Genomic DNA, 19403 nt, shown 5'->3' with positions numbered 1-19403 from the left:
GCGTTGGATCACTCCGTGGACCACGTCTCGGACCACGCCGTGGTGCCCGCGTGCGGTCGTCAGGCCAGCGCGACCAGGTCCGCGTAGTCGGCACCCCACAGGTCCTCGACGCCGTCGGGCAGCAGGATGATCCGTTCGGGCTGGAGCGCCTCCACGGCGCCCTCGTCGTGGGTGACGAGGACCACCGCGCCCTTGTAGGTGCGCAGCGCGCCGAGAATCTCCTCGCGGCTGGCCGGGTCGAGGTTGTTGGTGGGCTCGTCGAGCAGCAGCACGTTGGCCGAGGAGACCACGAGGGTGGCGAGGGCCAGCCGGGTCTTCTCGCCGCCGGAGAGCACGCCGGCCGGCTTGTCGACGTCGTCGCCGGAGAACAGGAACGAGCCGAGCGTCTTGCGGACCTCGACCAGATCCAGGTCGGGAGCGGCGGACCGCATGTTCTCCAGGACCGTACGCTCCGGGTCGAGGGTCTCGTGCTCCTGGGCGTAGTAGCCGAGCTTGAGGCCGTGGCCGGCGACGACCTCGCCGGTGTCGGGCCTCTCCGCCCCGCCGAGCAGACGCAGCAGGGTCGTCTTGCCGGCGCCGTTCAGGCCGAGGATGACGACCCGGGAACCCTTGTCGATGGCCAGGTCGACGTCGGTGAAGATCTCCAGCGAGCCGTAGGACTTCGACAGTCCCTCGGCCATCAGGGGCGTCTTGCCGCAGGGCGCCGGCTCGGGGAAGCGGAGCTTGGCGACCTTGTCGGACTGGCGGACCGCCTCCAGGCCGGAGAGCAGCTTGTCGGCGCGGCGGGCCATGTTCTGCGCGGCGACCGTCTTGGTGGCCTTGGCGCGCATCTTGTCGGCCTGCGAGTGCAGCGCGGCGGCCTTCTTCTCGGCGTTCTGGCGCTCGCGCTTGCGGCGCTTCTCGTCGGACTCGCGCTGCTGCTGGTAGAGCCGCCAGCCCATGTTGTAGACGTCGATCTGGGAGCGGTTGGCGTCCAGGTAGAAGACCTTGTTGACGACCGTCTCGACCAGGTCGACGTCGTGGCTGATGACGATGAAACCGCCGCGGTAGGTCTTGAGGTAGTCGCGCAGCCAGACGATCGAGTCGGCGTCGAGGTGGTTCGTCGGCTCGTCGAGGAGCAGCGTGTCCGCGTCGGAGAACAGGATGCGGGCCAGCTCGACCCGGCGCCGCTGACCGCCGGAGAGCGTGTGCAGGGGCTGGCCCAGGACCCGGTCGGGCAGGTTGAGCGCGGCGGCGATGGTGGCGGCCTCGGCCTCGGCGGAGTACCCGCCCTTGGTGAGGAACTCCGTCTCCTGGCGCTCGTACTGGCGCATCGCCTTGTCACGGGTGGCGCCCGAGCCGTTCGCGATCCGCTGCTCGTTCTCGCGCATCTTGCGGATCAGGATGTCCAGGCCGCGCGCGGACAGGATGCGGTCGCGGGCGAGGACGTCGAGGTCGCCGGTGCGGGGGTCCTGCGGGAGGTAGCCGACCTCGCCGGACCGGGTGACCTGGCCGGCGGCGGGGATGCCCTCGCCTGCCAGGACCTTGGTCAGCGTGGTCTTGCCGGCGCCGTTGCGTCCGACCAGACCGATGCGGTCGCCCTTGGCCACGCGGAAGGAGGCGTTCTCGATGAGGATGCGGGCACCGGCGCGCAGCTCGATGCCGGAGGCGGAGATCACGGACAGACTCCAGTGCGAAGGTCGTTGGCGGGATGGGCGGCCGAGGACGTCCCGCCGTCTAATGCGCGAGGAGAATGGCCATGAGGGCCAGTCTAACGGGATCGTGCAAGCACTTTTCCTGGGTCCGGGTGTTCGATCTTTCCGCGCTCCCGGCGGATCTCCGTCCCCGGAGCGTTGTCGGTGGCGGATGCCAGACTGGGCAACGCGTGACGAATCCGGCGGTGATCACAAGGGAGTGATCGGCATGGCAGGCACGAACAGCTGGCGGCCCGGCATCTTTCCGACGGTGCTCTACACCGACGCGAAGGCGGCGATCCGGCAGCTCACGGAGGCCCTGGGGTTCACGGAGCTGTCCGTCTACGAGGGCGAGGACGGCTCGGTCGTGCACGCCGAGCTGGTGCAGGGCAACGGCGCGGTGATGCTCGGCTCGAAGGGCCGTGGCGGGGTCTTCGACACGGCGATGAAGGACGCGGGCCCGACCGGGGTGTACGTCGTGGTGGAGGACGTGGACGCACACCACCGGCGGGCCGTGGAGCACGGCGCGGAGATCCTGATGCCCCCGACGGACCAGGACTACGGATCCCGGGACTACCTGGCCCGCGACCTCGAGGGCAACCTCTGGAGCTTCGGCACCTACGCGCCCGAGATACAGGGCTGAGCGCCCCGCCGGGGCCCGGGGGCACCCGGGGAGCCCGAAGCCCCCGAGTCCCCGCGGATGCGGGGCCGGAGTTCGTTCAGCTGCCCCCGGTGTGCACCTGGAAGGCGGCCCGGCGGACGGCCTTGGCCAGCGCCGGGTCCGGATGCGCGGCGGCGAGCGCCACCAGCACCTGCACGGTGCGCGGATGTCCGACGGCGCGCACCTCGGTGAGCAGGGCCGGGACGGTCGGCTGGAGCGCGGACTCCAGGTGGCGTACGAGCATCGGCGCCTCCCCGTGGTCGGCGACGGCCGCGGCCGTGTCGACCCACAGCCAGGTGGCCTCCTGCCGGGTGAGCACCTCGTGGGCGTCCTCGGGGTCGACGCCGTCGTGCTCGGCGAGCCAGAGCAGCGCGTACGGCCGCAGGGTCGGTTCGTCGACGACCGCGCGGACGTCGGGCTCGGCCGGGGCGCCGACGACGCGCAGCGCCTCGAAGGCGAGGCCGCGCAGCAGGGCGTCGTCACCGCGGGCGGCGAGCAGCAGCTCGGCGACGGCGCTGCCGACGGTCCGGGCGGCGAGCCAGGCGCGGTATTCGGAGCGGGCGGCGTTCGGGCGCAGCTGGGCGCAGCCGCGGAGCATGGCCTCGGCGGACTGCTCGATGTTGCCCGCGGGGCTCTGCGCGGCGACGCAGATCTGCTCCAGCTTGACCCAGACCGCCCAACTGCCCAGCGGGGTGAGCGTGGCGTGGCCGGAGCCGTAGGTGAGGGCGCCCACGGCGGCGAGGGCGCGCAGGGCCCAGTCGAGGAGCGGGACGAGTTCGGCGTCCTGGGCGGGCTCCGCCGGGTCGGCGTCGGCGGAGAGGACCGGGGCGATGGGGGTCGCGGGTTCCGAGCCGGCGCCGTAGGGCACCTCGCAGCGCTCGGTGCGCAGTTCGGTGACCCGCTGGCGCAGCAGGTCCAGGAGCTGTTCCACGGGGACGGGCCCGGCGGAGAGCTGGAGGAAGGAGAGCACCTGCGGCATGGCCGAGACGACCTCGGCCACGGCGGCGGGCTCCTGGTCCCCGGGCTCCGGGGACGCGAGCGACCAGGCGTCGAACAGGGCGACCCAGCCGCGCAGGACGGCGCTGTCGTCACGGTTCCAGGCGCGTAGCCGCCAGCCGGGGCGGGCGCTGCCGCCGTGCACCTCGACGAGGCCGGCGAGGCGGGCGGTGTCCCAGTCGGCGCGGATCCGGTCCGTGGTCAGGCCCAGATCCGCGGCGGCCCGTTCGGCGGTCGTGTCGGAGAGGGTCGCCTTGCCGTCGGTCGTGGCGGCGTCTCGGCCGGGGCCGAGGGCGTTGTCGGCCCAGCGGGCGACGCGGGCCGCGGCGGCCAGTCCGGAGCGCGCCATTCTGGCCAGCTCCGCGGGGGCCGGGGTGCCCTCCGGCGGGCGGGGTGCGGGGCGGCGCGGGCGCCGCTCGTTCACAGCTGAGGGGGCGGCGGCCAGGGGTCGCGGGCGGACGAGTCGAAGCCTGGAGTCGCGCGGGATACGGGACGTCACGGGTGCAGTCTTCCGGTTGACGGTCCGAAAACCCAAACGGAATGTCACGGCGGGCTACGGGACTGGCCAAGGCAGGGGGTTCCGTGACGGTGCGGGAGGCGCCTTCAGGCCAGTGGTACGGGCTTGAACGGAACCGGCGGCACCGGGTTCGCGGCCCGTTCGCGGGCGCATCCGGACGGGAGATCCGGCGGCTTCCGCGGGCGCCTCGCGTCGGCGGTCACATCAGCGGGGTCAGGAAGCGGCGCAGGGCCTCCTCGTAGGCCGCGGGGTCGGGGTTCCACATGGCGCCGTGCGGGGCGTGCGGGACGGTGTGCAGGGTGACCAGCCCGGGGCGGAGGGCGGCGAGACGGCGCGAGGCGTGCCAGGGGGCGACGGTGTCGTCGGGGCCGTGCAGGACGAGGGTCGGGACCCGCAGCCGGTCCGGATCGGCGGCCGCGTCCCGGTGGCCGCCGGGGCCGGAGTACAGGCCGGTGCGGCCCTCGGCGGCGCGGACGGCGAGCGGCAGCAGCACCCCCGGGGTGTGCCGGGCGGCGGCGAGGGCGCGCACCGTCGTCCGCCAGTCCAGCACCGGGGAGTCCAGCACCAGCCCGGAGACGAGATCGCGCAGCCCCGAGTCGGCGGCGGCCCGCAGGGCCATGGTCGCGCCGGTGGACCAGCCGAACAGGACGACGCGTTCGGCGCCGTAGCGCACGGCGTACCGCATCGCCGCGTCCAGGTCGCGCCACTCGGTCTGGCCCAGGTGGTTCAGGCCGTCCGGGGAGCGGGGCGCGCCGAGGTCGCCGCGATGGGCGAGGGCGAGCACGGGGAAGCGGCGGCGGTGCAGGAAGCCCAGGACGTTCAGGACGTGTTCCCGGGTGGTGCCCAGGCCGTGCACGGCGATCACCCAGGTGCGGCGCGGACCGGGCACGAACCAGGCGGGCAGGTTGCCGAGTTCGCCGGGGACGTCGATGTCGGCGTGGTCGAGACCGAGGGCGCTGCCGGGGTCGCCGACGTACAGGTTGGGGGTGAGCCAGACCGCGTCGCCGGGGTTCAGGGTGCCGTGCGTGACCCGCTCCAGGCGGCGCGCGACGGTGTCGGCGGAGTGCGGGGCGGTGGGCAGGACGGGGCCCACGACCGCGTGGGAGCCGTTGCCCGCGAGGCCATAGGTGCCGGGGCGCAGGGTGGCCAGGTCCCGGGTGAGGGTGATCCGGCCGGCGGCCGTGCCGTGCACGGTGAGCCGGGGTTCGGTGGGCAGGGGCCGGCCGGGCGGCGCCTTCAACGCGGCGTCGCTGGCCAGTCGGCCTGCGGCGACACCGGCGGCGCCGGCGGCCAGGGCTGCGGTGACGGCGGCGGCCGCCGCTTTGACAGTGCGCACCCGCCCAGTGTCCTGGCCCGCCCCGCTCCCGGCCAGTGGTGGGAGCCGTCGGAGGACGGCGGTTCACTTTCCCGCCGCCCGGCGTCTCACTCCCGCTGCCCGTACCCGCGCAGCCGCTCGCCCGCCTCGGCGACCTGTTCCTCCGTCAGGAGGGTGGGGTCCAGGCCGGGAACGGAAGAGGCCGTCAGCCACAGGCGGCACATCCACTCCAGCTGGGCCGTGCGGTCGTAGGCCTGGTCGAGGGTGCTGCCGTGGGTGAGGGTGCCGTGGTTGCGCAGAAGACAGCCGCTGCGGCCGGCGAGGGCGCGGAGCACGTTCTCGGCCAACTCCTCGGTGCCGTACGTCGCATACGGGGCGACCCGGACGGGCCCGCCGAGCGCGCTCGCCATGTAGTGGACGAGGGGCAGCTCGCCTACGAGCGTCGAGACGGCGGTCGCGTGCACGGCGTGGGTGTGGACGACCGCCCCGGCCTCCGTGGTGCGGTAGACGGCGAGGTGCATGGGGAGCTCGCTCGTCGGGCGCAGGGTTCCGAGCACCTGCCGGCCGGTGAGGTCGACGCCCGTGACGTCGTCCGGGGTGAGCCGCTCGTAGGGGACGCCCGACGGGGTGACCAGCACGGTGTCGCCGACACGTACGGAGACGTTGCCGGACGTCCCGACGACCAGCCCGTCGGTCACGGTGCGGCGGGCCGCCGTCACGAGCGCCTCCCAGGCCCGCGCCTCCTCGATGCCGGCGTGCCTGCCCCGCCGGTGCGCCCGGTCCGGTGCCCCGTCCCGGTGACCCCGGGCGTCCCCCTGCTCGCGTCGCTGCTCAGCCATGCCGTGATCCTGCCAGGAGGCGCGGGCCGCCGCCGGGCGCGGGCGCGACAGGCCGGAAACCGACCCTCCGGCGGCTCGGACCCGCGGGCCGCGCTCGTCCGGCCGGGAGGCCGAAGAGCCCGGCCGGGAGGCCGAAGAGCCCGGCCGGGAGGCCGAAGAGCCCGGATATTTCGTACGCAATCGGGGCGCCCGGAGCGCCGCCGGCCGTTCCCTGCCGCCCGCCCAACTACGGGGACGGCGACCCCTCGCCACCGGGTGACCGACATCTCGTCCAGGCCCCCGGGACGCGGCCGCGCGGGCCCGCCGAACGTGGGTGGCCTTACGGCGCTCGGCGCCCGCCGGGGCGGCGGGACGGGACACCGCCGCGACCCCCTCACACAGACACCCGGACGCCCTTCCCAGTTCATCTTCCGTTCACCCAGATTGCCTACGGTCAACACACCAATGACTTCGAACGATTGCCTGGGTAAATGGAAAGCTTCTCGCTGATCCTCGCGATTGTGGTCGTTACCGCACTCGCGTTCGATTTCACGAACGGTTTCCACGACACCGCCAACGCGATGGCCACCACCATCTCGACCGGCGCACTCAAACCCAAGGTCGCGGTGGCCATGTCCGCCGCGCTCAACCTTGTGGGCGCTTTCCTCTCGGTGGAGGTCGCCAACACGATCTCCAAGGGTCTCGTCGACGAGACCGGCATCCGTCCCGAGGTCATCTTCGCCGCCCTGGTCGGCGCGATCCTCTGGAACCTGCTGACCTGGCTGGTGGGCCTGCCGTCCAGTTCCTCGCACGCCCTGATGGGCGGCCTGATCGGCGCCACCATCGCCTCCGCCGGTATGGGCGCGGTGCATGGTGACGCCCTGGTCACCAAGGTGCTGATCCCGGCGATCGCGGCACCGATCGTCGCGGGTGTCGCGGCGATGCTCGCGACCCGCCTCTCCTACACCCTCGGCAAGAAGGCCGACGGCAAGGCGGCGGCCAAGGGCTACCGCGCCGGCCAGATCGCCTCGGCCGGCCTGGTCTCGCTGGCCCACGGCACCAACGACGCGCAGAAGACGATGGGCATCATCACGCTGGCCCTGGTGGCCGGCGGCGCCGTCGCCCCCGACTCCGACCCGCCCACCTGGGTCATCCTGTCCGCCGGCATGGCCATCGCGCTCGGCACCTACCTGGGCGGCTGGCGCATCATCCGCACCATGGGCAAGGGCCTGACCGACCTCCAGCCGCAGCAGGGCTTCGCCGCCCAGACCAGCGCGGCCACGGTCATCCTGGCCTCCTCGCACCTCGGCTTCTCCCTCTCCACCACCCACTCGGTCTCCGGTTCGGTGATGGGCGCGGGCCTGGGCCGCAAGGGCGGTGTGGTCCGCTGGTCGACGGCGACCCGGATGTTCGTCGCGTGGGGCCTGACGCTCCCGGCGGCGGCCCTGGTGGGCGCGCTCGCCGAGTCCGTCACCGGCCTGGGCGACTGGGGCACGGCCCTCGTCGCGGTCTTCCTGATCGCCTCCAGCGCGGCCATCTGGAAGGTCTCCCGGCGCGAGGTCGTCGACGCCTCGAACGTCAACGAAACCGACGAGCCGGCGGGCGTCGTCACGACGGCGATCGCCGTCGTCGCCCCGCCGCCCACGGGCACCCTGGCCGAGGACCTCACGGCCGCCCGCACGACGGACCTGACGGCCACGATCCTCTCCCCCACCCCCGAGCCAGTGACCCCGGCCGCTCCCCCGGCCGCGGCCGTCTGAGCCCGCGCACCCGGTACGAAGGAAGAGAAGCAGTATGAAGATCGACTGGGCGGCCCTCGGTTCCGTCTTCGGCGTCAGCCTCGTGATCACCGTGGGCCTCGTCGCCCTGTTCACCCTCGGCGTCATGGGCCTGTCGCGGCAGGAACGCGCGTCGGCGCAGGGTGGTTCGGCCACCCTCGCGGTGACCGGTGCCTACGCGTGCTTCGCGGCCTGCGCGGCGGCGGTGGCGTACGGGATCTCACTGATCATCGCCTGACGCACCATCGAACACCCCTTGGCGTTCACCACCCCGCCGGCCGGCTCCGTGTGGGGTTCTGCACACTCCAGCCTCGCAGGTCAACAGCAAGTTGACGGCTCTTGCGGGCCATGGTGGACTGCCCGAGCCATGTACGGCGGCAGAAGAGGAAGCCGGTGCGAATCCGGCGCGGTCCCGCCACTGTCACCGGGGTAGTAACCCCCGGGAGCCAGGAACTCTCGCCGCCGGTCTCGTCGAACCAGGGCGTGGACACCCTGAGTGAGGACATATCGCCATGCTCGCTCGGCAGTTGAGGTACAGCACCAGGTCGTTTCCCGGCCCCACGGCCGGCTGAGCCGATGCGTGCCGATCGCCTCTACGCGTACGGCGCCGCCACCGGCCTTCTGGTCGACCTGCTGCTCGGCGATCCGCGCCGGGGGCATCCGGTCGCCGCGTTCGGGCGGGCCGCCGGTGCCGTCGAGCGACTGCTGTGGCGGGACGACCGGGGACGCGGAGCCCTGCACGCCGTCGTGTGCGCCGGTGGGGCCGTCGCCCTGGGAGCCGTCGCCGAACACGCCGTACGCCGCTCCCCCGTCGCCGCCGTCGCTCTCGTCTCCGCCGCCACCTGGGCGGTGGTCGGGGGCAGTTCGCTGGTCCGGGAGGCCCGCGCGATCGGACGGGCCCTCGAAGCCGGCGACGTCGAGGCCGCCCGGGAGCGGTTGCCGCACCTGTGCGGGCGGGATCCGCACGCGCTGGACGCCGACGGGATGGCCCGGGCGGTCGTGGAGTCCGTCGCCGAGAACACCTCCGACGCCGTCGTGGGGGCGCTGGTGTGGGGGGCGGTGGGCGGGGTGCCGGGTCTGGTCGGGTTCCGGGCCGTCAACACCCTGGACGCCATGGTCGGTCACCGGTCGCCGAGGTATCTGCGCTACGGGTGGGCCGCCGCCCGCCTCGACGACGTCGCCGGATGGCCGGGGGCCCGGCTGACCGCCGTGCTGGCCGCCGTCGCGGGGGACGATCCGCGCGGTGCCGTACGGGCCTGGCGGGCCGACGCCCGCAAGCACCCGAGCCCCAACGCCGGGCCGGTGGAGGCGTCGTTCGCGGGCGCCCTCGGCGTGCGGCTGGGCGGAACCCTGTCGTACGCCGGTCGGGTCGAGCACCGGCCCGTGCTGAACGGCGCGGCCGGACGCCCGGTCGTCGCCCCGGACATCGAACGTGCCGCGCGGCTCTCCCGCCGCGTCGGCCTGCTCGCGCTCGGCGTGACCGTCGCCGCCCGCGTCGTCGCCACCCGCCTCGTCGCGAGGAACCAGGGCGGCCGGAGGAATCAGAGGAACCAGCTGAAGGGGCGTACGACATGAGCGGGGGTCTCCTCGTCGCCGGCACCACCTCCGACGCAGGCAAGAGCGTCGTCACGGCCGGGATCTGCCGGTGGCTGGTGCGGCAGGGGGTGAAGGTCGCGCCGTTCAAGGCACAGAACATGTCCCTGAACTCGTTCGTGACGACGGAGGGCGCCGAGATCGGGCGGGCCCAGGCCATGCAGGCGCAGGCCTGCCGGGTGGAGCCGACCGCGCTGATGAACCCCGTGCTGCTCAAGCCGGGCGGGGAACAGAGCAGTCAGGTCGTGCTGCTGGGCAAGCCGGTGGGCGAGATGAGCGCCCGGGGGTATCACGGGGGGCGTCAGCAGAAACTCCTGGGAACCGTTCTCGACTGCCTCGCCGAGTTGCGGGGCACGTATGACGCGGTGATCTGTGAGGGGGCGGGCAGTCCCGCCGAGATCAACCTGCGGCGGACCGACATCGTGAACATGGGTATCGCGCGGGGCGCGCGGCTGCCCGTGCTCGTCGTCGGCGACATCGACCGCGGCGGCGTCTTCGCCTCGTTCTTCGGCACCGTCGCCCTGCTCTCGCCCGAGGACCAGGAGCTGGTCGCCGGGTTCCTGGTCAACAAGTTCCGGGGTGACGTCTCCCTGCTGGAGCCGGGCCTGGAGATGCTGCACGGGCTCACCGGGCGGCGGACGTACGGCGTTCTGCCGTTCCGGCACGGGCTCGGGATCGACGAGGAGGACGGCCTGAGGGTCTCGCTGCGCGGGACCGTACGGGAGTCGAACACCGCCCCGCCCGTCGGCGAGGACGTGCTGCGGGTCGCGGTCTGCGCCGTCCCCCTCATGTCCAACTTCACGGACGTGGACGCGCTGGCCGCCGAACCCGGCGTCGTCGTGCGGTTCGTGGACCGGCCCGAGGAACTGGCCGACGCCGACCTGGTGGTGATCCCGGGGACCCGGGGGACGGTGCGCGCCCTGGAGTGGCTGCGCGAGCGGGGGTTGGCCGAGGCCATCCTCCGCAGGGTCGCCGAGCAGCGGCCCGTCCTCGGTGTCTGCGGGGGTTTCCAGATCCTCGGCGAGCACATCGAGGACGACGTGGAGAGCCGGCGCGGGCAGGTGCGGGGACTCGGAGTCCTGCCGGTCCGGGTGCGGTTCGCCCGCGAGAAGACCCTCACCCGGCCCGTCGGCGAAGCCCTCGGCGAGCGGGTCGAGGGGTACGAGATCCATCACGGCGTCGCCGACGTCACCGGCGGGGAGCCGTTCCTCTCCGACGGCCGGGGCAACAGCCTCGACGGCTGCCGGGTCGGACAGACCTGGGGCACGCACTGGCACGGCTCACTGGAGTCGGACGGATTCCGGCGGGCCTTCCTGCGCGAGGTGGCGGCCGCCGCGGGCCGCCGTTTCGTGCCCGCCGCCGACACCTCGTTCGCCGGGCTGCGCGAGGAGCAGCTCGACCGGCTCGGCGACCTGATCGAACAGCACGCGGACACCGACGCGCTCTGGCGGCTCATCGAGTCGGGCGCGCCGCAAGGACTGCCTTTCATTCCACCGGGAGCGCCCGCATGAGCACAGTGTTGTTGTTGTCGACCGCCGACACCGATCTGCTGGCGGCCCGGGCCGCCTCCGGTGCCTCGTACCGGATCGGCAACCCGACCCGGGTGGATGTCGCCGGGGAACTCCCCGCGCTCCTCGACGGCGCCGACATCGCGGTCGTGCGGCTGCTCGGCGGCAAGCGGGCCTGGGAGGACGGGCTCGCCGCGCTCAAGGCGTCCGGGGTGCCGACCGTGCTGCTGGGCGGCGAGAGCGTGCCCGACGCGGAGCTGATGGCGGAGTCGTCGGTGCCCGCCGGTGTGGTGGCGGAGGCGCTGCGCTACCTCGTCGAGGGCGGGCCCGCCAACCTGACCGAGCTGGCCCGGTTCCTGTCCGACACCGTGCTGCTGACCGGTGAGGGGTTCGTCGAGCCGCGGAAGATGCCCGAGTACGGCGTCCACGGCGAGCGTGCCTTCGTCGAGGGCCGGCCGACCATCGGGGTGCTCTTCTACCGGGCGCACGAACTGAGCGGCAACACCGCCTTCGTGGACACGCTGTGCGACGCCGTCGAGGCACGCGGCGCCAACGCCCTGCCCGTGTACTGCGGTTCGCTGCGCGGGGCGGACCCGGGGCTGTACGAGATCCTCGGGCGGACCGACACCCTCGTCGCCACGGTCCTCGCGGCCGGCGGCACGCACGCGTCGAACGCCTCGGCGGGCGGGGACGAAGAGGCCTGGGACATCGGCGCGCTCGCCGACCTCGACGTCCCCGTGCTGCAAGGGCTGTGCCTCACCTCGTCGAAGAGCGCCTGGGAGGCGTCCGACGCCGCCCTCTCCCCCATGGACGCGGCCATGCAGGTCGCCATCCCGGAGTTCGACGGGCGGATCATCACGGTCCCCTTCTCCTTCAAGGAGCAGGGCCCGGACGACGTGCCCGTGTACATCGCCGACCCCGAGCGGGCCGGACGCGTCGCCGGGATCGCCGTACGGCACGCCCGGTTGCGGCACAAGCCGAACGGCGAGAAGAAGCTCGCGCTCGTCTTCACCGCCTATCCGACCAAGCACTCGCGGGTCGGCAACGCGGTCGGCCTGGACACCCCCGCCTCGGCCGTCCGGGTGCTGGACGCGCTGCGGGACGCGGGCTACGGCGTCACCGGACACCCCGACAACGGCGACGAGTTGATCCACCGGCTCATCAACGCCGGTGGTCACGACGTCGAATGGCTCACCGAGGAGCAGCTGGCCGCCGCGCCCGCCCGGGTGCCGCTGGCCGACTACCGGGCGTGGTTCGACCGGCTCGACCCCGGGCTGCGCGACGGCATGCTGGAGGCGTGGGGCGAGCCGCCGGGTTCGCTGTACGTCGACGGGGACGACATCGTGCTGGCCTCCCTGCAGTTCGGGAACGTCGTCGTGATGATCCAGCCGCCGCGCGGCTTCGGCGAGAACCCGATCGCGATCTACCACGACCCCGACATGCCGCCGTCGCACCACTACATGGCGGCGTACCGGTGGCTGGAGAACAGTTTCGGCGCCGACGCGATCGTGCACATGGGCAAGCACGGCACGATGGAGTGGCTGCCGGGCAAGGGCCTCGGGCTGAGCGGGGGCTGTGCCCCGGACGCCGTCCTCGGCGATCTGCCGCTCGTCTACCCGTTCATCGTCAACGACCCGGGTGAGGGCACCCAGGCCAAGCGGCGCGGGCACGCCACGGTCGTCGACCACCTCGTGCCGCCGATGGCGCGCGCAGACACCTACGGCGACCTGGCCAAGCTGGAGCAGCTCCTCGACGAGTACGCGCTCGTCTCCGACCTGGATCCGACGAAGGCGCCGGCCGTCCGCGCGCAGATCTGGACGCTGGTCAAAGCGGCGGAGCTGCACCACGACCTGCACGTCGACGATCAGCCGGACGACGACGCGTTCGACGAGTTCGTCATGCACATCGACGGCTATCTGTGCGAGATCAAGGACGTCCAGATCCGGGACGGGCTGCACATCCTCGGCGGCGGTCCGGTCGGCGAGGCGCGGGTGAACCTCGTGCTGGCCGTGCTGCGCGCCTCTCAGGTGTGGGGCGGGCAGGCGAACGCGCTGCCGGGGCTGCGGGCCGCGCTGGCCGCTCATTTCGGGCTGGTGGAGAAGGAGCTGCTCGCCGAGCCGGGCGCGCCGGTGAAGGTGCCGGTCGAGCTGACGGATCTCGTCGAGGGTCCCGCCCGTACCGGCGCCGACGCCGTCGACCTGCTGGAGCAGCTGTGCCGGCGGATCGCGGAGGGCGCGGAGGAGCGCGGGTGGGCGGTCGACGGCAGCCGGGCCCTCGTACGCGAGGTTCTGGGCACCGAACTCCCGGACGCCGTCGCGGTGCTGGAGTTCGCGTGTACGGAGGTCGTGCCGCGGCTGGAGAGGACGACCGACGAGATCGGGCACATCCTCAAGGCGCTGGACGGCGGTTACGTCCCGGCCGGTCCGTCGGGCTCGCCGACACGGGGACTGGTCAACGTCCTGCCGACCGGGCGCAACTTCTATTCGGTCGACCCCAAGGCCATTCCCTCCAGGCTGAGTTGGGAGGTCGGGCAGGCTCTCGCGGACTCCCTCGTGCAGCGGTACCTCCAGGACACCGGCGACTACCCGAAGTCCGTCGGCCTCACGGTCTGGGGCACGTCCGCGATGCGCACCCAGGGTGACGACATCGCCGAGATCCTGGCGCTGCTCGGCTGCCGTCCGGTGTGGGACGACGCCTCGCGCCGGGTGACGGGCTTCGAGGTCGTGCCCCTGGACGAGCTGGGCCGGCCGCGCATCGACGTGACGGTCCGTATCTCCGGATTCTTCCGGGACGCGTTCCCGCACGTGGTGGGGCTGATCGACGACGCGGTGCGGGCGGTGGCCGAGCTGGCCGAGCCCGCCGAGTCCAACTTCGTACGCGCCCACGTGGACGAGGACGCGGCCGAGCACGGCGACCGGCGGCGCGCGACGGCCCGTGTCTTCGGCTCCAAGCCCGGGGCCTACGGCGCGGGGCTGCTGCCGCTGATCGACGCCCGCAACTGGCGTTCGGACGCGGACCTCGCCGAGGTGTACGCCGTCTGGGGCGGCTACGCCTACGGGCGCGGGCTCGACGGGCGGGCGGCGCGCGGGGACATGGAGACGGCGTTCAAGCGGATCGCCGTCGCCGCGAAGAACGTGGACACCCGCGAGCACGACCTCGTCGACGCCGACGACTACTTCCAGTACCACGGCGGCATGGTCGCCATGGTGCGGCACCTCACGGGCGCCAGCCCCGAGGCGTACGTGGGCGATTCGGCGACGCCGGACCAGGTGCGGACGCGCACGCTGGGTGAGGAGACGCACCGGGTCTTCCGGGCCCGCGTGGTCAACCCGCGCTGGATGGCGGCCATGCGCCGGCACGGCTACAAGGGCGCCTTCGAGATGGCGGCGACCGTCGACTACCTCTTCGGGTACGACGCCACCGCCGGAGTCGTCGACGACTGGATGTACGAGAAACTCAGCGCCGAGTACGTCTTCGACGCGGAGAACCGGGCCTTCATGAAGAAGTCCAACCCGTGGGCCCTGCGGGGCATCACCGAGCGGCTCCTCGAGGCCGCCGACCGCGGACTGTGGGCCGAGCCGGACGCCGAGACGATCGAGCGGCTGCGCGCGACCTACCTGGAGCTGGAAGGCGACCTGGAGGGCGACGAGAAGTGAGTACTCCTTTCCCGTTCACGGCCGTCGTCGGCCAGGACGACCTGCGGCTCGCGCTGCTGCTGAACGCCGTCTCGCCGGCGGTGGGCGGGGTGCTGGTCCGCGGTGAGAAGGGCACCGCCAAGTCCACGGCCGTGCGGGCCCTCGCGGCGCTCATGCCCACCCTGGACGTGGTCTCCGGCTGCCGGTTCTCCTGCGATCCGGACTCCCCCGACCCCTCCTGCCCGGACGGGCCGCACGAGCCGGGGGCGTTCGAGACCCGGGCGGCCCGGACGGTCGAACTGCCCGTCGGCGCCTCCGAGGACCGGCTGGTCGGCGCCCTCGACATCGAGCGGGCGCTCGCCGAGGGCGTCAAGGCCTTCGAACCGGGGCTCCTCGCGGACGCGCACCGCGGGATCCTGTACGTCGACGAGGTCAACCTCCTGCACGACCACCTCGTCGACCTGCTGCTCGACGCGGCCGCGATGGGCGCCTCCTACGTGGAGCGCGAGGGTGTCTCCGTGCGGCACGCCGCGCGGTTCCTGCTCGTCGGGACGATGAACCCCGAAGAGGGCGAACTGCGGCCGCAGTTGCTCGACCGGTTCGGGCTGACGGTGGAGGTGACCGCCTCGCGCGATCCCGACCTGCGGGTCGAGGTCGTACGGCGCAGGCTCGCCCACGACGACGACCCGGCGGCCTTCGCCGAGCGGTGGGCGGACGAGGAGAGCGCCGTACGCGGGCGGATCGTGGCGGCGCGCAAGCTGTTGCCGTCGGTGCGGCTGGGCGACGGGGCGCTGCGGCAGATCGCGGCGACCTGTGCCGCCTTCGAGGTGGACGGCATGCGGGCCGACATCGTGATGGCGCGGACGGCCACCGCGCTGGCCGCCTGGGCCGGCCGGACGGACGTGCTCGCGGAGGACGTGCGGCAGGCCGCGCTGCTGGCGCTGCCGCACCGCCGGCGCCGTAACCCCTTCGACGCGCCGGGACTCGACGAGGACAAGCTCGACGAGACCCTGGAGGAGTTCGCCGGTCCGGACGACGAGGACCCCGAGCCCGACCCCGACGGGCCCGGCGACGGGCCGGGCGGCGGCGACGGCGGGCAGCCGCCGCCGCCGGACGGTGACGGTCCGCAGGGCGACGACACCGCCGCCCGCCCCGAGACGGACGACGGCGGGGAGAGCGCGGAGGGCGGCGAGGGCGGGGAGCCGCGCCCCGGGGGTTCCGGGGCCGGGGAGCAGTCCGCCGTCCGGGCCGCCGAGCCGTTCCGTACGAAGATGCTGAGTGTGCCCGGCATCGGCGAGGGCGCCGCCGGCCGGCGCTCCCGGGCGCGGACCGAACACGGGCGGACGACGGGCGCGCGGCGGCCCCGGGGCACGCTGACCAAGCTTCACCTGGCCGCGACGGTGATGGCCGCCGCACCGCACCAGCGGGAGCGGGGCCGGTCCGGGCGCGGACTCGTCGTGCGCCGGGACGACCTGCGGCAGGCGACCCGGGAGGGGCGGGAGGGCAACCTCGTGCTCTTCGTCGTGGACGCCTCGGGGTCCATGGCCGCGCGGCAGCGGATGAGCGCGGTGAAGGGCGCCGTGCTGTCCCTGCTGCTCGACGCCTATCAGCGGCGCGACAAGGTGGGGCTCGTCAGCTTCCGGGGGGCGGCCGCGGATCTCGCGCTGCCTCCCACCTCCTCGGTGGACGCCGCCGCCGTACGGCTGGAGTCGCTGCCCACCGGCGGGCGGACGCCGCTCGCCGCCGGGCTGCTCAAGGCGCACGACGTGCTGCGGCTGGAGCGGCTGCGGGATCCGGCGCGGCGGGCGCTGGTCGTCGTGGTGACGGACGGACGGGCCACCGGCGGCCCGGAGCCGGTCGCCCTCGCCGGGCGGGCGGCACGGCTGTTCGCCGCCGAGGGCATCGCGTCCGTGGTGGTCGACTGCGAGTCGGGGCCCGTGCGGCTGGGGCTCGCGGGGCAGCTCGCGGGTGAGCTGGGCGGTACCGCCGTGACGCTGGACGAGTTGCGCGCGGACTCCATCGCCGGGCTGGTCAGGGACGTGCAGGGGACTTCGAGGAGGGCCGCATAATGCCTCAGGGACAGCCGAGTGTGGTGCCGGACGACGGGCTGACCACACGTCAGCGACGTAACCGGCCGCTGGTCGTCGTACACACGGGGATCGGCAAGGGCAAGTCCACCGCCGCGTTCGGGCTCGCGCTGCGGGCCTGGAACCAGGGGTGGCCCATCGGGGTGTTCCAGTTCGTCAAGTCGGCGAAGTGGAAGGTCGGCGAGGAGAACGCGCTGCGCGTGCTGGGAGCGTCCGGCGAGGGCGGCTCCGTCGACTGGCACAAGATGGGCGAGGGCTGGTCCTGGGTCCAGCGGGACTCCCAGATGGACAACGAGGAGAAGGCCCGGGAGGGCTGGGAGCAGGTCAAGCGGGATCTCGCCGCCGAGACGTACAAGCTGTACGTGCTCGACGAGTTCGCGTATCCGATGCACTGGGGATGGGTGGACACGGACGAGGTCGTCGACGTGCTGCGCCATCGGCCGGGCACCCAGCACGTCGTGATCACCGGGCGCAACGCGCCCGAGAAGCTCGTCGGTCTCGCCGACCTCGTCACCGACATGTCCAAGGTCAAGCATCCGATGGACGCGGGCCAGAAGGGCCAGCGGGGTATCGAGTGGTGACGCCGTGCTGACCTCGCCGTCCTCCGTCCCCCGGCTGGTCGTGGCCGCGCCCTCCTCCGGCAGCGGCAAGACCACCGTCGCCACCGGGCTGATGGCCGCGCTCACCGCGCGGGGACTCGCCGTGTCCCCGCACAAGGTCGGGCCGGACTACATCGACCCCGGGTACCACTCGCTCGCGACCGGGCGGACGGGCCGCAACCTCGACGCGTATCTGTGCGGGCCCGAGCTGGTGGGTCCGCTGTTCGCGCACGGCGCGCGCGGATGCGACATCGCCGTGGTCGAGGGGGTCATGGGGATGTTCGACGGGGCCGCCGGAGAGGGTGAACTGGCGTCCACCGCCCACGTGGCGAAGCTGCTGCGGGCGCCGGTCGTCCTCGTGGTCGACGCGTCGTCGCAGTCGCGGTCCGTGGCCGCGCTCGTGCACGGGTTCGCGTCCTGGGATCCGGAGGTCCGGATCGGGGGCGTGATCCTCAACAAGGTCGCTTCCGACCGGCACGAGGAGTTGCTGCGGGAGGCGCTCGACTCGGCCGGGGTGCCTGTGCTGGGGGTGTTGCGGCGGGTGGCCCGGGTGGATACGCCGTCGCGGCATCTGGGGCTGGTGCCGGTCGCCGAGCGGCGGGCTTCTGCGGTGGACTCCGTCGCGGCCATGGCCGAGCAGGTTTCCCGGGGATGCGATCTCGAGGCGTTGGTCGCGCTGGCGCGGTCCGCGGGGGTGTTGTCGGGAGCGGCCTGGGACGCGGCCGAGGCCCTGGCCTCCTCGCTCCCGCCGCTGGTCTCCTCGCCCGCGCCGCCCCTTCCCGTCCCGTCGTCCCTGGGGGCTGCGCCCCCGGACCCCCGCATTCGGCCCGAAGGGCCTCGTCCTCGGACGCCGGACGGGCTGGAGGGAGCCGGTCGGGGGCACAAGGTGACCGTGGCCGTCGCCGGGGGGCCCGCGTTCACCTTCTCCTATGCCGAGCATGCCGAGTTGCTCGGTGCCGCCGGGGCCGAGGTCGTCGTCTTCGATCCGCTGCGGGATGAACGCCTGCCGGAAGGGACCGCCGGGCTGGTGATCGGGGGCGGGTTTCCCGAGGTGTATGCCGCCGAGTTGTCCTCGAACGAGGCGTTGCGCAAGGAGGTGGCCGCGCTCGCGGAGTCCGGTGCGCCGGTCGCCGCCGAGTGCGCCGGGCTGCTGTACCTGTGCCGGGAGCTGGACGGGCAGCCCCTGTGCGGGGTGCTGGACGCCACCGCGCGGATGAGCGAGCGGCTCACGCTCGGGTATCGGGACGCCGTGGCCGTGAGCGACAGCGTGCTGGCCGTGGCCGGGACCCGGATGCGGGGGCACGAGTTCCATCGGACCGTCGTCGAGCCCGGCTCGGGGACGGCTCCCGCCTGGGGAGTGCTGGCCCCACGGCGGGTCGAAGGTTTTGTGGAGCGCGGTGTGCACGCGAGTTATCTGCACACGCACTGGGCGTCCGAGCCCGGTGTGGCCCGTCGGTTCGTGGAGAGGTGCCGGACGTCATGAGCAGCAGGTTGGTCGGAGTCGGGGTGGGCCCCGGGGATCCGGAGCTGGTGACCGTCAAGGGTGTCAACGCGCTGCGGGCCGCCGAGGTCGTCGTCGTGCCCGTGCTGGACAGCGGGGAACGGGGTCGGGCCGAGGCCACCGTGCTGCACTACGTGCCGGCCGAGAAGATCGTCCGGGTGGTCTTCGCGCTCAACGAGCGGACCGACCGGGCGCGCCGGGAGGCCGCCTGGGACGCGGCCGGGGAGCGGGTCGCCGCGTTGCTGCGCCGGCACGGCGGTGTCGCCTTCGCGACCATCGGCGATCCCAACGTGTACTCCACCTTCACCTACCTCGCGCAGACCATCGTGGACTCGGTGCCGGGCGTGGTGATCGAGACCGTCCCGGGAATCACCGCCATGCAGGATCTCGCGGCGCGGTCGGGTGCCGTGCTGACCGAGGGCACCGAGCCGTTGACGCTGGTGCCGGTGACCGCGGGTTCGGCCGTGCTGAAGGACGCGCTCGCCGGGCCGGGGACCGTCGTGGCCTACAAGTTCGGACGGCAGGCCGCCGAGGTCGCCGAGGCGCTGCGGGAGACCGGGCGGATCGGGGACGCCGTGTGGGGGTCGGCGCTCGGGCTGGCGGAGGAGTCCATCCGGCCCGCCGGGGAGCTGGAGGACGGCGAGCCGCTTCCCTACCTGTCCACGCTCATCGCGCCCGCGCGGCGCGAGGGCGGCCGGGGCGGCAAACTGTGAGTCCGTCCG

General features: G+C 73.4%; 14 protein-coding genes and 1 riboswitch. Of the genes, 10 read left to right on the top strand and 4 right to left on the bottom strand.

Going from position 1 to position 19403, the window contains the following annotated elements; genetic code table 11:
• Positions 1-59 precede the first annotated feature (59 nt).
• Positions 60-1658, bottom strand: a complete 1599-nt coding sequence (locus OG440_RS29020; protein WP_054239241.1) for an ABC-F family ATP-binding cassette domain-containing protein — start codon at positions 1656-1658, stop codon at positions 60-62.
• 244 nt (positions 1659-1902) lie between these two features.
• Here OG440_RS29020 and OG440_RS29015 point away from each other — a divergent pair, with 244 nt between their 5' ends.
• On the top strand, positions 1903-2316 hold the full coding sequence (locus OG440_RS29015) for a VOC family protein (RefSeq protein ID WP_406009724.1): 414 nt from the start codon (positions 1903-1905) through the stop codon (positions 2314-2316).
• 76 nt (positions 2317-2392) lie between these two features.
• Here OG440_RS29015 and OG440_RS29010 read toward each other — a convergent pair whose 3' ends face one another.
• From OG440_RS29010 to OG440_RS29000, 3 genes are all read right to left on the bottom strand, one after another.
• The gene (locus OG440_RS29010; protein WP_406009723.1) at positions 2393-3829 is read right to left on the bottom strand and encodes a hypothetical protein; all 1437 of its coding nucleotides are present in this window, start codon (positions 3827-3829) and stop codon (positions 2393-2395) included.
• 217 nt (positions 3830-4046) lie between these two features.
• Positions 4047-5183: an alpha/beta hydrolase gene (locus tag OG440_RS29005; protein ID WP_406009722.1), complete on the bottom strand. Its 1137-nt coding sequence runs from the start codon at positions 5181-5183 to the stop codon at positions 4047-4049.
• A gap of 86 nt (positions 5184-5269) precedes the next feature.
• Positions 5270-6001: a class II aldolase/adducin family protein gene (locus OG440_RS29000; RefSeq protein WP_406009721.1), complete on the bottom strand. Its 732-nt coding sequence runs from the start codon at positions 5999-6001 to the stop codon at positions 5270-5272.
• Between the two features lie 470 nt (positions 6002-6471).
• Here OG440_RS29000 and OG440_RS28995 point away from each other — a divergent pair, with 470 nt between their 5' ends.
• From OG440_RS28995 to cobI, 9 genes are all read left to right on the top strand, one after another.
• On the top strand, positions 6472-7740 hold the full coding sequence (locus OG440_RS28995; RefSeq protein ID WP_406009720.1) for an anion permease: 1269 nt from the start codon (positions 6472-6474) through the stop codon (positions 7738-7740).
• A gap of 34 nt (positions 7741-7774) precedes the next feature.
• Positions 7775-7996, top strand: coding sequence for a hypothetical protein (locus tag OG440_RS28990; RefSeq protein WP_406009719.1), 222 nt, complete (start codon positions 7775-7777; stop codon positions 7994-7996).
• 96 nt (positions 7997-8092) lie between these two features.
• Positions 8093-8235, top strand: a riboswitch (cobalamin riboswitch).
• Between the two features lie 99 nt (positions 8236-8334).
• Complete coding sequence (locus tag OG440_RS28985; RefSeq protein WP_406009718.1) at positions 8335-9333, top strand: cobalamin biosynthesis protein; 999 nt, start codon at positions 8335-8337, stop codon at positions 9331-9333.
• On the top strand, positions 9330-10862 hold the full coding sequence (locus OG440_RS28980) for a cobyric acid synthase (RefSeq protein ID WP_406009717.1): 1533 nt from the start codon (positions 9330-9332) through the stop codon (positions 10860-10862). Before OG440_RS28985 ends, OG440_RS28980 begins: the two co-directional genes overlap by 4 nt.
• Complete coding sequence (gene cobN / locus OG440_RS28975; protein WP_406009716.1) at positions 10859-14515, top strand: cobaltochelatase subunit CobN; 3657 nt, start codon at positions 10859-10861, stop codon at positions 14513-14515. Before OG440_RS28980 ends, cobN begins: the two co-directional genes overlap by 4 nt.
• The gene (locus OG440_RS28970) at positions 14512-16563 is read left to right on the top strand and encodes a putative cobaltochelatase (protein ID WP_406009715.1); all 2052 of its coding nucleotides are present in this window, start codon (positions 14512-14514) and stop codon (positions 16561-16563) included. The genes cobN and OG440_RS28970 overlap by 4 nt, the downstream gene beginning before the upstream one ends.
• Positions 16563-17162, top strand: coding sequence for a cob(I)yrinic acid a,c-diamide adenosyltransferase (gene cobO, locus OG440_RS28965; RefSeq protein WP_406009714.1), 600 nt, complete (start codon positions 16563-16565; stop codon positions 17160-17162). Before OG440_RS28970 ends, cobO begins: the two co-directional genes overlap by 1 nt.
• Before the next feature lie 4 nt (positions 17163-17166).
• Positions 17167-18663 (top strand): cobyrinate a,c-diamide synthase, encoded by a 1497-nt coding sequence (locus OG440_RS28960; protein ID WP_406009713.1) that lies wholly within the window; start codon positions 17167-17169, stop codon positions 18661-18663.
• Positions 18660-19394, top strand: a complete 735-nt coding sequence (cobI, locus tag OG440_RS28955; protein ID WP_406009712.1) for a precorrin-2 C(20)-methyltransferase — start codon at positions 18660-18662, stop codon at positions 19392-19394. Before OG440_RS28960 ends, cobI begins: the two co-directional genes overlap by 4 nt.
• Positions 19395-19403 lie beyond the last annotated feature (9 nt).

Origin of the sequence: Streptomyces sp. NBC_00637 (genome assembly GCF_045161545.1) — a bacterium.
GTDB lineage: Bacteria > Actinomycetota > Actinomycetes > Streptomycetales > Streptomycetaceae > Streptomyces.
This window is presented reverse-complemented; position numbering and strand designations above follow the sequence as displayed.